Consider the following 13,142-nt stretch of genomic DNA (forward strand, 5'->3'; position numbering starts at 1 on the left):
CCTCCGGCGCCACCGCCAATCTCGGCGTCGGCCTGCTCTTCAACGCCTTCGCCGCCGTCGTCATTGGCGGCGTCAGCCTGAAAGGCGGCGTCGGCACCCTGCCCGGCGTCTATGCCGGCGTGCTGCTCCTGTCGGCCATCAACACCGCCATCAACCTCATGGCCCTGCCGGCCAACTTCACCCAGGTCATCCATGGCTTGCTGGTGCTGGCGGCCGTGCTTCTCGACGCTTTCAAGCAAACCATTCGCCAAAGACTCGCATGACAGGACGGCCCGCATGACCGGACGCATCGAAGGCAAGGTGGCGGTGATCGTCGGGGCCGCGCGTGGCATCGGCAAGGGCATAGCCCAGCGCTTCACCGAGGAAGGCGCCAGCCTTGTGCTGGCCGACAGTGAAGCCGAAGCCGGCCAGGCGAGCGCAGACGAACTGGGTGCCGCCTTCATCCGCACCGACATTTCGAAGACGGCCGACGCCGAAGCGGTGGTGGCATTGGCGCTGCAGCGTCACGGCCGCCTCGACATCATCGTCCAGAACGCCGGCATCTATCCCTGGCAACTGATCGAGAACACCAGCCCAGAGGACTGGGACCGGGTCATGGCGGTCAATCTGCGCGGCAGCTTCAACGCCGCCCGGGCAGCGCTTCCACCGATGAAGGCTCAGGGCAGCGGTCGCATGCTCTTCACCTCTTCCATTACCGGCCCGCAGGTGAGCAGCCCCGGCCACGGCCATTATTCGGCAAGCAAGGCCGGCATCAACGGCTTCATCCGCTCGGCGGCGCTGGAGTTTTCCGGCTATGGCATCACCGTTAACGGCGTCGAGCCTGGCAACATCCTGACCGAAGGCATGAAGCTTCACCGCGATGCCGCCTTCATCAAGAGCATGGAGGACGCCGTGCCGCTCGGACGTCTCGGCACGCCGCGCGACGTCGCCAACGCCTTCTTGTTCCTGGCCTCCGACGACGCCAGCTACATCACCGGCACGACGATCGTCGTCGATGGCGGCCAGCTCCTGCCCGAAGGCCAGGATTTCCGCCTGACGCCGCCGTGAGTTCTTGATTGTGCCGGGAAAGTGGTGGGCGATGACGGGCTCGAACCGCCGACATCTTCGGTGTAAACGAAGCGCTCTACCAACTGAGCTAATCGCCCGCTCCGGGCCGGACCTTTAAGCAGTTAGAGCTCTATTCGCAAGGCCCAATGAACAGCCGGCGCACCCGCTATCGGACGGGATTTCGCCAATGCCGGCGCACTTGTCAAAAAACCTTCTGCTGATTGCTGTTATGCTCACATGCCGCGCTTGACACCCGCAAACGAACCCCTTATCCAGCGCCCCAACGACGAACACGCCTGACACGTGCTCGTCAGTGCGCGGGTGTAGCTCAGTCGGTTAGAGTGCCGGCCTGTCACGCCGGAGGTCGCGGGTTCGAGCCCCGTCACTCGCGCCAGTCTTTTCAAGGGTTTAGGCCCTGCTCTTCAAAAGCTTGAACTTTCATTTTCCGGAGAGTTTCAACTTTTTGTATTCGCTGCGGCCAACATTCGCGATCCACCGCGTCTGAATTGGCGACTACGGGAGCCGCTCGTCAGGCGCCTGTGCTCCACCTTCCCCAGAACTGCCTCAAGAAAGGTTGGCTGCCGGTGGGCCATAGCTGACGCAGCGTTTTCAGGATTCTCCCCTTGCCTACTTTCCCGTTCTCCGAAGCAGATCCGATTCAATTTCCCGGCCCCCCACCTAAAAGCGCTGACGTGGTGATTATCGGTGGCGGCGTTATCGGCGTCACGACAGCGCTTTTTCTTGCGCGGCGCAACATCTCGGTGACGCTGTTGGAAAAGGGACGCATCGCTGCCGAACAGTCCTCCCGCAATTGGGGATGGATCCGCAAACAGGGACGCGATGCGGACGAACTGCCGATCGTGATCGAGGCGTCGCGTCATTGGCGGCAGCTGGCCGAGGAATGCGGCGAAGACATCGGCTTGAAGCAGACCGGCGTGACTTACCTGGCAAGCTCCGACCGCGAAATGGCCCGCTTCGAAAAATTCATGACGATCGCTGCCGTCCATGAAATCGACACGCGCCTGCTGAACGCACGCGAAACCACCGGTCTCATCAAAGGCATGTCGCGCAGTTTCAAGGGCGCGATGACAACGCCTTCCGACATGCGAGCGGAGCCTTGGCTGGCCGTGCCGGCACTCGCCCGGCTTGCCGCCCGCAAGGGGATCAAGCTTGTGGAGAATTGCGCGGCGCGAGCCCTGGAAATCTCGGCCGGGAGGATCAGGGGAGTGTGGACAGAGGCGGGTCACATCGAGACGTCGAGCGTTCTGCTCGCCGGCGGTGCGTGGTCTTCCCTGTTCCTGAGAAGACATGGCGTTTCCATTCCCCAGCTCAGTGTAAGGTCGACCGTCGCGGCAACCGAGGCGATGCCTGAAGTCTATGCAGGAGCCGCGGCAGGAGAGCATATCGCTTTCAGACGCCGACAGGATGGCGGATACACGCTCGCTGCCGGAGGCAGTCATTTGCTTCACCTTGGCCCGGACGCATTCCGGCATGCGAAGAAATACCTTCCCGCGCTTATGGCCAATCCTTTCGGCTCACGCTATTCGCCGGCCGCGTCGGCGGGCTACCCGGATGGCTGGTCGACGCCGCGTCACTGGGCGCCGGATTCGCAAAGTCCTTTCGAAAGAATGCGGGTGCTAAATCCGGCTCCCGAACGTTCTGGTCTGCGTTCCATCGAGCGCAATTTCAGGCGCCTGTTCCCACAGCTCGACGCGGTGCGCCTAAAGGCAAGCTGGGCTGGCATGATCGACGCGATGCCGGACGTCGTTCCCATTGTGGACAAAGTGCAGGCGATCGTTGGCCTCGTTGTCGCGACGGGCATGAGCGGCCACGGCTTCGGTATCGGACCGGGAATCGGCCGGGTCGTCGCCGACATGATCCAGGGAAACCAGATCGGGCACGATCTCACCCGCTTTCGCCTGTCGCGCTTTTCTGACGGAAGCGCCATTCGGCCGGGCCCGGCCCTCTAGAGCAGTCACCGACCGGCCAGCCTGCAGTGAGCAGCAAAATTCTTCAGCTGCGCTTCGGCGCCTCTGTTCACTCGCCCAATATCACACCGGAGGCGACAATCTGCGCGGTTCGGGCGGTGAGCTTCTCGCGCTTTACAAGCGTGGGCTTTTTATAGGGGTTTTTCATCTCACCGTTCCGGGAAACCAGGCTGCCTGTGCTGGTCAAGACGGTGAACGCGCTGGCACTGCTTGCGTTCCGCAGGCGCGTTTGGCGGGTTGAGCCAGCCTTGGCCGGCCCCGGTCATCAAGCCATGGCACGTAATCGCAACGGCTTTACGTTTCCGAAAACCCAGGTCTTGAAAGCCTTGTCGGCTCGAACTGCTGCCCGGTCGCGCAGTTCCACGAGAAGGGCGGGACGGTTTGGTCGTCGCCAAGGGTTTACGGTCTGCACTCGCTCGGGAGGGTGAGCCCTCTAGTGTGGACGCGCTCGCTGCACCGGTGGCGCCGCATTTGCCGATATAAAGTCAGCTCCAGTGCCTTGCGATCCCCGCTTGTAGATGAGCCGCATGACCAGTCCGGCATATCCAATCTGGAGAATGATCATTGCAAGCATAGCGCAGCCGAGCGCCTTCCAGGCGGAGCCGGTTTGCAACCCGACCCAGATTGCGACGGTGAACGACGTCGCGAACATGCCCACCAGAAATTGCGGAAAATACATCGCCATTACCCTCGACCCTTAAAGCGCCGCCGCTCCATCGCGGAGCGGCGGGCCCCCCAAAATAGCCCCCCGGCTACCGAGGCACGGTCCACCCCGGCATTGCTGACAGTGCAATTGCGATGCCAGACACGGTGGCCCATTACGGGACACCTATGCCGTTGATGCAAGGCGTTGGCGCCGATTAATATTAACCGTGGCTAATATGCAACCCTGGGGGCCGTGAGAGACCAACTTCTGTGAGTTGTGGTCAAGCCGATGGCCGGCTAGCGCCGCTGAAACGCCACGCGAGATTTGGCGGCTTCAACCGCGCGCCAGCAGCGCCTCGACTTCCTGGAGCGTCGGCATCGAAGGCGCGGTACCCGGCCGGGTCACCGAAATGCCTGCGACGGCACAGGCGAAGCGCACCGCCTCCAGCGGCTCGACGCCCTTGGCAAGCGCTGCCGCCAGTCCGCCATTGAAGGCGTCGCCCGCCCCCGTGGTTTCGATTACAGGGCCGGCAGTGACGGCGCCGACGTGATCGGATCGCTCCCTGGTGTGCAGCAGCGCGCCCTTCTCGCCAAGCGTCACGATAACGGCGCCGACGCCCTTTGCCAGCAGGCTGTCGGCGGCGCGGCGGGCATCGTCGACCGAAGAGACGGCGATGCCGGTCAGCCCCTCGGCCTCGGACTCGTTGGGTGTGACGTAGTCGCAAAGCGCGTAGATGCTGTCCGGCAGGGTGGCGGCCGGCGCCGGGTTAAGAATGGTAGTCACCCCTGCCCCGCGCGCGATTTGCAAAGCTTTCAGCGCCGCGTCAATCGGCTGCTCGAGCTGGGTGACAAAGACGCCCGCCGAGCGGATCAGGTCAGCATGCGCCTCGATGTCAGCGGACGAGATCAGCATCGCAGCACCCGGGCTGACGATGATGGCGTTGTTGCCGCTGCCCTCCTCGACAAAGATATAAGCCGCCCCGGTGTAGCTGTCCGGCGTGTCGATGACCGCGCTCTTGACCCCCGCATCCTTCCACGTCTGCTTGGCCATGTCGGCGAAGGCATCGATGCCGAGCCGGGTCAGGAAGGTGATGTCGGCGCCGAGTTTGCCGGCTGCGACCGCCTGGTTCGAGCCCTTGCCGCCGGGTCCGAGCTTGAACGAATTGCCGAGGATCGTCTCGCCCATGCGCGGCTGGCGGTCGGCGCGATAGGCGGTGTCGGCGACGAAGACACCCAGGATGACGACTGGCTTGCTGGCGGACATCTCCTTACTCCGCATCCGGCGGAATGACGCCCTTGCGGAAGGCAAAGCAGCCATAGAAGCGGCGCTCACCGGTCTGGATGACGCAATACGCCTTCTTCGCCCGCTCGTAGAAGGCGTAGCGCTCGATCGAGATCATCGGCCAGGGTTTGCCCTCGGCCGCGTCGATTTCCTGCTGCACCTCCTTCTGCACCGGCGGGATCTCGTTCGGCTTGCCGACGATCTCCATGCGCGCGGCCGCGTCGTTGACGAAGCTGTCCAGCGGATAGAGCGACAGCACCGCCTTCACCACTTCGGCCGCCGGCGCATCGATGCGCAGCAGCTTGCCGAGCACCGTCTGCTTGGCGACGGAGTCGGATGGGAAATTGGTGTCGGCGATGATCAGGTCGTCGCCGTGCCCCATCGCCCGCAGTGCCTGGAGCACGTCGGCGTTGAGCAGCGGATTGATCCCTTTGAGCATGTTTTCCTCGATGTGTGTTTGCGGTCAGAGACGCTTGCCGGTCCCTGCGTCGAAGAGATGGACATGGTCGAGCCGCGGCCTGAGCTTCAGCGTATCGCCAGGCTTGAAGTCGTGACGCTCGCGGAACAGCGCCACCATCTCGCCCTCGCCGAAGCGCACGAACACCAGCGTTTCCGAGCCGGTCGGCTCGACCACCGAAATCGTGGACGCCACACCGTCGGGATGGATCTCCAGATGCTCGGGACGGACGCCATAGACGACGGCCTGGCCGTCCGCCGCGGCGATGCTGGCAGGCATCGGAAAGGCCGAGCCTGCTATGTCGACCTCGGACCTTTCACCCTTCTTCACCGTGCCCTTGAGCAGGTTCATCGCCGGCGAGCCGATGAAGCCCGCGACGAACAGGTTGGCCGGCCGGTCGAACAGTTGCAGCGGCGCGCCGATCTGCTCGATGCGGCCGTCGCGCATCACCACGATCTTGTCGGCCATGGTCATGGCCTCGATCTGGTCGTGTGTGACGTAGATGGTGGTGGTCTTCAGCCGCTGATGCAGTTCCTTGATCTCGGTGCGCATCTGCACGCGCAGCTTGGCATCGAGGTTTGAGAGCGGCTCGTCGAACAGAAACACCTGCGGGTTGCGCACGATCGCGCGGCCCATGGCGACGCGCTGGCGCTGGCCGCCGGAAAGCTGGCGCGGATAGCGCTTGAGATAGGGATTGAGGTCGAGGATGTCGGCCGCACGCTTCACCCGCTCGGCGACGATGGCCGGATCGGTGCCGCGCAGCTTCAGCGCGAAAGCCATGTTCTGCTCCACCGTCTTGTGCGGATAGAGCGCGTAGTTCTGGAACACCATGGCGATGTCGCGCTTGGCCGGCGGCAGGTTGTTGACGATGCGGTCGCCGATCGAAATCGTTCCGCCGGAAACCGTTTCCAGCCCCGCCACCATCCGCAGCAGCGTGGACTTGCCGCAGCCCGAAGGGCCGACCAGGACGACGAATTGACCGTCGGCGATATCGACGCTGACCTCATGTAGAACCTTGACGGTTCCGAAAGCCTTGGCCACATTGGCGATCGCGACTTGAGCCATTGTCTCCCCTATCTTTTTCGGTGAAGCTAGCCATTGCCAACGGCAAGGGCAAGTCGGTATCTTATAGATAAAAAGCCAATCTTGTTGACAAGGTAATCGATTACGCGAATAGTGACGAGTGCCAATCCGAATGCCGGTCCTTGTCCCGAAAATCGGATCTCCAGGCGACGCAGGGTGGGGTCCCACGCTGCCCTATGGTATAGGAGAACCGCAGACGTTTCGACGTCGAGAGATTGGCAGAATCAATTCACGACTGAAGTTCTGGGAGGAACCTTGAGATGAGAGTCGATCTTTACGAAAAACTGGTGCGTGCCGGGGCGACCCGCCGCGATTTGCTGAAGGGCGCGGCCAGCATGGCGGCGCTCGCAGCGGCGTCCGGCACGGGGCTTGGCGCGCTGACCAGGCCGGCGGCTGCCGCCGACGACCTGCGCGCGAAAATCCTGCAGATACCCGGCGTCGGCAAAGGCCAGCCGACGGACGCCGACTTCCAGAAAGTCGGTGAGCTCTGCCTGGAAGCGACCAAGGCCAACGTCAAGCAAGGCGAGTTCGCCGGTGTCGAGCTCACCTTCATGGGCCTCAACAACCAGAACCTGCACAACGTGCTGTTCCGCGGCTTCCTGAAGCCGTGGGAGGCCTATACCGGCGCCAAGATCAGCTGGATCGACCTCGCCCAGGCCGACTACAACGCCCGTCTGCAACAGTCGATCGCGACCAAAACCGTCGACTTCGACATCATCGAGATGGGTGCGCCCTTCGAGGGCGACGTCTGCGGCAAGGGCCTCACCTCGGAGATGCCCGACTGGGTCAAGAAGCAGATCGACATGGACGATCTCGTCAACTACCTCAAGCCGCCGGTCGGCACCTGGGACGGCAAGCAGTATCGCGTGACCATCGACGGCGATACGCACAACTTCAACTACCGCACCGACGTATTCTCCGATCCCGACCTCGCTAAGGCCTGGAAGGAGAGCGGCGCGACGACCGAATGGGGCGTGCCCAAGACTTGGCAGGAAGTGCAGGCCGTCACCAAGTTCCTCAAGGGCAAGCAGTTCAAGGGCCAGGACGTCTATGGCTATCTCGACGCGCCCAAGCCCTGGGGCGGCTTCGGTTTCTACTTCCTCGGCAGCCGCGCCTCTGCCTATGCCAAGCACCCCGACGACAAGGCCTGGCTGTTCGATCCGGATACGATGAAGCCGCGCATCAACAACCCGGCTTGGGTGCGGGCCATCCAGGACGTCATCGACGCCCTGCCCTCGGAGCCGCCGGATCAGATCAACGCCGATCCGAACACCACCGGCTTCCAGCAGTTCCTGGCCGGCACTGGCTCGATGATCCCGTGGTGGGGCGATATCGGCTCCAACGTCAAGACCAACGACTCCTCGGTCATCGGCGACGTCACCGGCTTCTCGATCCTGCCGGGCTCGGACGACGTCTACAATTCGAAGACCGGCAAGTGGGACAAGCTGGCCAGCGGCCCGAACTATGCGCCGAACTGCGCCTATCTCGGCTGGGGCGTCTATGTCATGGCCCGCGTCGACAGCGACGAGAAGAAGAAGAAGGCGGCGTGGTCGGCGGCGGCCCATCTCGGCGGCAAGGATCTGTCGCTGTGGTGCGCGGCCTATCCTTCCGGCTTCCAGCCCTACCGCAACTCCCATTTCAACATTCCGGAATGGGTGGCGGCCGGCTATGACGAGGCCTTCATCACCTCCTATCTGAAGTCGGAGGGCGACTCCTACAACCATCCGAACGCCGCGATCGAGCCGCGCATCCCCGGCATCTTCCAGTACTACAGCGCCGCCGAGGACATCCTGGCCAACACCTTCGCCGGCAAGATGAAGGCGCAGGAAGGTGCGGATGCCATCGCCGCCGCCTGGGAGAAGCTGACCGACCAGATCGGCCGCGAGAACCAAATCAAGCTCTACAAAGCCTCGCTCGGCATGTAGGCTGTCCCGTGAGAAGTCGCGGCCCGGCGACCTCGTCGCCGGGCCGCATGTTGACCGGCAATGGCCGGTCATTTGGACTTCCAGCAATTCCAGGAAAAGCGTGAAGCGGTTTTCCTCCGGAATTGCATCAAAGCAAGGTAGAGGCGAGAGGCGTGGCTGAGCAGACTTCAACCGCCAATGCATGGCCGGCTAACTCCGCAGCGGCCGATCTGATCCCTCCCGGCCGCAAGCGCCTCGGCTGGGCCCTGATGATCGCCGCGACGCTCGTGCTGCTGGCGACGATCGTCATGCAGATCCTTTACAAGACTGAGGTCGACACGATCGGCTTCTATACCTGGCGTCCGGTGGTCTACGCCTATGTGCTGTGGGGCGTGGCGCTCGGCGCCTGGCAAGTGCTGACGCGCGGCGAGGACGGCCAGCGCGCGCTGTTCCTGCTGCCGGCGCTGCTCTTCACCGTCGCCATGGTGATCTTCCCGACGCTGTTCGGCTTCTATATCGCGCTGACCGACTGGAACCTCAGCTCCTTCGCTGGCCGCAGGTTCAACGGTCTCGACAATTTCTGGCAGATGCTGGCCGACCCCTACTACCGCAACGCGCTCTTCAACATGGTCCTCTATGTGCTGGCGGTGCTGGTCGAATATGTCATCGCCTTCGGACTGGCGCTGCTGCTCAACGCGCAGATCCGCGCCAGAAAATTCTTCCGTGTGGTCTTCCTGCTGCCGCTCATGCTGTCGCCGGTGGCGGTCTCCTGGATGGTTGGCAAGTCGCTGATGGAATACCGGTTCGGACCGGCATCGACGCTGGCGCGCCATCTCGGCTGGGACAATCCCGCCTTCTTCTCCGACCCGATCATCGCGCGCATCTCGATCATGGTGCTCGACGCCTGGACCTTCATTCCGTTCATGATGATCATGCTGCTCGCCGGCCTGCAGGCCATGTCGCGTGAGGTGATCGAGGCGGCGCGCGTCGACGGCGCGACGACATGGCAGACCTTCTGGCAGGTTACCTTCCCGCTGATGCTGCCGGTGTCCGTGACGGCGGTGATCCTGCGCATCATCTTCAAGCTGAAGCTCGCCGACATCATTATTACGGTGACGTCCGGCGGGCCCGGCGGCGCGACCGATTCCGTTTCGAGCTTCATCTACCGCGAATATCGCGACCGTTCGAATGTCGGCTACGGCACCATGCTCGCCATGGTCTATCTGATCATCATCGTCGTGTTTGTCATCTGGCTGCTGAAGCTCGCCAGTCGCTTCGTGCGCAACGTCAACTGAGCGTCCATATGAGCGTCCAGACCACCGAATATACCGTTTCCGAAATCCGCTCCCCGGCGGCCTTCCTCGCCAGCCGCGTCTTCATCTATGGCGCCCTGGTGTTCTGGTCCTTCGTCTGCCTGTTCCCGATCTATTGGACGATCACCACTTCGTTCAAGTCGGCGGTCGATGTCACGCAGGGGCACCTCATCCCCTTCGTCGACTTCCAGCCAGACTGGAAGGGCTGGCGCTCACTCGGCCTGTCGCCGGATTCGATCGTCCAGACCTCGACGGTGCGCGACGAGTTCCTGAAACGCTTCATGAACTCGGTCATTACCTCTGTCGGCGCGTCGAGCCTCGCCATCATTATCGGCAGCCTGGCCGCCTATGGCCTGACGCGTTACCGCTACAAGTTCGCCTGGTTCAAGAACGAGGATATCTCCTTCTTCTTCCTCTCGCAGCTGATCCTGCCGCCCGTGGTGCTGGCGCTGCCCTTCCTGGTGCTTTACCGCGAAGTGGCCCTGCTCGACACCCGCATCGGCCTTGTGCTCCTCTACACGCTGATGGTGCTGCCGATCGTCATCTGGATCATGCGCGACCAGTTCAACTCCATTCCCGTCGAGCTCGAGGAGGCGGCACTCGTCGACGGCCTGTCGATCTGGGGCGCCTTCTTCCGCATTGTCATGCCGATCGCGCTCCCCGGCATGGTCGCCGCCTTCATCCTGGCGATGGTGCTCTGCTGGAACGAATATTTCTTCGCCGCCCTTCTGACGTCGACGGATGCCAAGACCATCCCCGTGATGGTGGCGAGCCAGACCGGCTCGCAAGGTATCAACTGGTGGTCGATGGCAGCCCTGGCGACGGCAGCCATCACGCCGCTGGCGATCATCGGCATCGCGCTCGAACGCTATCTGATCATGGGCATGACGGCCGGTTCGGTGAAGTAGCCGCCTTCCCCCCTTCTTGTGGGAGAAGCGAGCTAGGCCCGCAATATCGCCCGCAAATGCTCGAGGATCATCGCCACACCCTTCCGGCCCAGCTCGGCCGAGGCATCTGATGCGCCTTTTGTGTACCAGCCGGTATTGTCCGCGAAATGACCGGCATCCACCGCTTCGGGACATAGCGCCTGCATCAGCGATGTCTCGCCGATGCCGGCATGGTCGAACGGATATTTGCCGGTCATTGTGGCCGGCATCAGCGGGTGCACCTGCACCCAGTTGAAGACGTTCTCGCCCTGGGCATGGCCGGCATAGTAATCGACCATCGTGTCCGAGCCCCACCAGCCCTCGCCGCGTTCCTTCTCCAGGAAGCGGAAAATCGCCTGCCGGCCGGCGGTCTTGAAGGCGAGATCGGTCGGCATGCCGGCGACGAAATTCTCGGTCTGGTGATGGATGATGGCGTGGATGTTGCGGAAGCCGATGCGCAGCAGGCCGTAGAACAGTTCCTCCGCAAAGGGCGCCAGCACCGGACCGCCGACCTGCACCGAGCCGCTGCCTTCCGGCGGCGCCACGGCATAACTCGCCGCGCCGTAATAGAAGGGCGGCAGGATGACGATGTCCCGCTCCTTCTCGAAAAGCTCGAGCGTCTTGATGACGGCCAGCGTGTCCATGCCGACCGCCATGTGCTCGCCATGGTATTCGAGCACGCCGAGCGGCAGCGCGAGCGGCCAGTTCTCCTCGATCGCCTTGCGGATCTGGTGCGGCAGCATCAGTTCGTAGCGCATGCCCCTACTCCATGTTGGTGTGCCGGGCGCGCATCGTCTCCGGCGTTGCGCCGGTGAGCGCCTCGAGTTTCAGCACCATCACCTCGAACAACAGGAAAAGCGCTGCCTCGAACAGCGAGCCCATCGGCAGCACCGAGCTTCTGGCGGCGCCTTGGTCGCTCGCCATGGTCTGGGCCGGAACGAGCAGCGTGAAGTCCGCAAGCTTTGCCGCGCTGCCCGCCGGTTCGGCCGTGAGCAACACCACCTTGGCGCCGGCCTCCCGGGCCACGCGCATCAAGGTGAGAACGGTGGCGGTCTCGCCCGGTCCGGAACTCGCCAGGAATACATCGCCCTGGCCGAGTGGCGGCGTGGTCATATCGCCGACCACCGAAACCGGCAGGCCGAGATGGAAGAGCCGCATTGCGAAACCCTTGACCTGCAGCGCTTCGCGGCCGCAGCCATAGACGACGATCTTGCCAGCGCCGGCGAGCATTGCGCAGGCGGCGTCAACCCGACCGTCATCGATGCGCCCCAACACGGCGCCGAGCTCGCCCAGCGCTGTCGCAAACAACTCCGATCCGGCTTGCGTCATGGCTGCCTAATCCTGTCTGCCGATGTCTTGATAGGCATGCGGCTTTGCGGTCGCGTTCGGCGCGAAACGCTTGTTTTCGTTCATGCTATCACCGCGAAAATTCGTGTCCAACGAGCCTCGGCGCTTTTGCTGTGCCACCGGCGTGATAGTGTCATGTCAGACAAATCAATCCAGGACATCGTGCGGATATGAAGACACGGCATTTCGACCGCATCGGCAATGGCGGCATCACCTTCACCGAGCTTGGTTTCGGCACCGCGCCGCTCGGCAATCTCTACCGCGCCGTCTCGGACGAGGATGCCAATGCCACGCTGGAGGCGGCATGGAAAACCGGCTGCCGCTATTTCGACACCGCTCCGCTCTATGGCCTCGGCCTTTCCGAAACCCGGCTCAACCCCTTCCTGCGCGGCAAGAAACGCGACGACTATGTGCTGTCGAGCAAGGTCGGCCGCCTCATGCGCGTCTCTGCGCCCGACCAGCGAACCGGCATCGGCAAGTTCTTCGAGACGCCCTCGCGCCGGGAAGTCTACGATTACAGTTACGACGGCGTGATGCGTTCCTTCGAGGCCTCGCTGGAGCGTCTCGGCGTCGACCGCATCGACATCCTTTATGTGCACGATGTCGACATCTTCACCCATGGCAGCAAGGAGGCTTCCGACCGGCGCATCGAGGAGTTCATGTCTTCGGGCTATTACGCGCTGCTCGCGCTGCGTGACCAGGGCGTGATCAAGGCTTTCGGAGGCGGTATCAACGAGTGGCAGGTTTGCCAGACGCTCGCCGAGCGCGGCGATTTCGACCTCTTTTTGCTCGCCGGCCGCTACACGCTGCTCGAGCAGGATGCGCTTGCGAGCTTCCTGCCGCTCTGCGAGAAGCGCGGCATCGGCATCGTTCTTGGCGGGCCCTACAATTCCGGCATCCTGGCGACAGGGCCGAAGCCCGGCGCCTTCTACAACTACACAGAGGCGCCAAAAGACGTGCTCGATCGCGTGGCACGCATCGAGGCGGTCTGCAAGCGCCATGGCGTGCGTCTGATCGAGGCGGCGTTGCAGTTCCCGCTGCGGCACCCTTCCGTCATGTCGGTAATACCCGGCGGCCAACGGCCGGCCGAAGTCGAAAGCAACCGTGCGCTGCTCGACGTCAAGATCCCGGCAGCCTTGTGGGCGCATCT

At 63.0% G+C, this 13,142-nt stretch carries 12 protein-coding genes, 2 tRNA genes and 1 pseudogene; 8 read left to right on the forward strand and 7 right to left on the reverse strand.

What is annotated here, in order from left to right; all coding sequences use genetic code 11:
- Positions 1-263 (forward strand): annotated as a pseudogene (locus EOA75_RS17670) (ABC transporter permease); the annotation flags it as partial.
- A gap of 13 nt (positions 264-276) precedes the next feature.
- Complete coding sequence (locus EOA75_RS17675; RefSeq protein WP_127324758.1) at positions 277-1,047, forward strand: SDR family oxidoreductase; 771 nt, start codon at positions 277-279, stop codon at positions 1,045-1,047.
- Positions 1,048-1,069: 22 nt separating this feature from the next.
- On the opposite strand, the gene EOA75_RS17680 is transcribed toward EOA75_RS17675, so the two are convergent.
- Positions 1,070-1,145 (reverse strand) — tRNA-Val (locus EOA75_RS17680).
- Positions 1,146-1,364: 219 nt separating this feature from the next.
- Between EOA75_RS17680 and EOA75_RS17685 the strand changes: the two genes are divergently transcribed.
- Positions 1,365-1,441, forward strand: a tRNA-Asp gene (locus EOA75_RS17685).
- Between the two features lie 229 nt (positions 1,442-1,670).
- The gene (locus EOA75_RS17690; protein ID WP_127324759.1) at positions 1,671-3,017 is read left to right on the forward strand and encodes an FAD-binding oxidoreductase; all 1,347 of its coding nucleotides are present in this window, start codon (positions 1,671-1,673) and stop codon (positions 3,015-3,017) included.
- Between the two features lie 451 nt (positions 3,018-3,468).
- Here the strand turns inward: EOA75_RS17690 and EOA75_RS17695 are convergent, their stop codons facing one another.
- From EOA75_RS17695 to ugpC, 4 genes are all read right to left on the reverse strand, one after another.
- Positions 3,469-3,720, reverse strand: a complete 252-nt coding sequence (locus tag EOA75_RS17695; RefSeq protein WP_245322422.1) for a hypothetical protein — start codon at positions 3,718-3,720, stop codon at positions 3,469-3,471.
- Positions 3,721-4,014: 294 nt separating this feature from the next.
- Entirely contained in the window at positions 4,015-4,944 is a 930-nt protein-coding gene (rbsK, locus tag EOA75_RS17700; RefSeq protein WP_067328238.1) for a ribokinase, read from the reverse strand.
- A gap of 4 nt (positions 4,945-4,948) precedes the next feature.
- Positions 4,949-5,401, reverse strand: coding sequence for an RbsD/FucU family protein (locus EOA75_RS17705; protein WP_066998829.1), 453 nt, complete (start codon positions 5,399-5,401; stop codon positions 4,949-4,951).
- Positions 5,402-5,425: 24 nt separating this feature from the next.
- Complete coding sequence (gene ugpC, locus EOA75_RS17710; protein WP_067328236.1) at positions 5,426-6,484, reverse strand: sn-glycerol-3-phosphate ABC transporter ATP-binding protein UgpC; 1,059 nt, start codon at positions 6,482-6,484, stop codon at positions 5,426-5,428.
- A 278-nt stretch (positions 6,485-6,762) separates the two neighbouring features.
- Between ugpC and EOA75_RS17715 the strand changes: the two genes are divergently transcribed.
- The 3 genes from EOA75_RS17715 (at position 6,763) to EOA75_RS17725 (ending at position 10,627) form a co-directional block, all read left to right on the forward strand.
- Positions 6,763-8,427 carry a sugar ABC transporter substrate-binding protein gene (locus EOA75_RS17715; protein WP_067328234.1) on the forward strand — a complete coding sequence of 555 codons (1,665 nt, stop codon included), beginning with the start codon at positions 6,763-6,765 and terminating at the stop codon, positions 8,425-8,427.
- 152 nt (positions 8,428-8,579) lie between these two features.
- Complete coding sequence (locus tag EOA75_RS17720; protein ID WP_127324760.1) at positions 8,580-9,701, forward strand: sugar ABC transporter permease; 1,122 nt, start codon at positions 8,580-8,582, stop codon at positions 9,699-9,701.
- Positions 9,702-9,709: 8 nt separating this feature from the next.
- Positions 9,710-10,627, forward strand: coding sequence for a carbohydrate ABC transporter permease (locus tag EOA75_RS17725; protein WP_067328232.1), 918 nt, complete (start codon positions 9,710-9,712; stop codon positions 10,625-10,627).
- 32 nt (positions 10,628-10,659) lie between these two features.
- Here EOA75_RS17725 and EOA75_RS17730 read toward each other — a convergent pair whose 3' ends face one another.
- Both EOA75_RS17730 and hxlB read right to left on the reverse strand, forming a co-directional pair.
- Positions 10,660-11,403, reverse strand: a complete 744-nt coding sequence (locus EOA75_RS17730) for a creatininase family protein (protein ID WP_127324761.1) — start codon at positions 11,401-11,403, stop codon at positions 10,660-10,662.
- 4 nt (positions 11,404-11,407) lie between these two features.
- Positions 11,408-11,974, reverse strand: a complete 567-nt coding sequence (hxlB, locus tag EOA75_RS17735) for a 6-phospho-3-hexuloisomerase (protein ID WP_127324762.1) — start codon at positions 11,972-11,974, stop codon at positions 11,408-11,410.
- Positions 11,975-12,162: 188 nt separating this feature from the next.
- Here hxlB and EOA75_RS17740 point away from each other — a divergent pair.
- The coding region (locus EOA75_RS17740) for an aldo/keto reductase (RefSeq protein ID WP_164747424.1) at positions 12,163-13,142 on the forward strand (980 nt) is incomplete at its 3' end.

The sequence above is a fragment of the Mesorhizobium sp. M1A.F.Ca.IN.022.07.1.1 genome (assembly GCF_003997575.1).
In the GTDB taxonomy this organism is placed as follows: Bacteria; Pseudomonadota; Alphaproteobacteria; order Rhizobiales; family Rhizobiaceae; genus Mesorhizobium.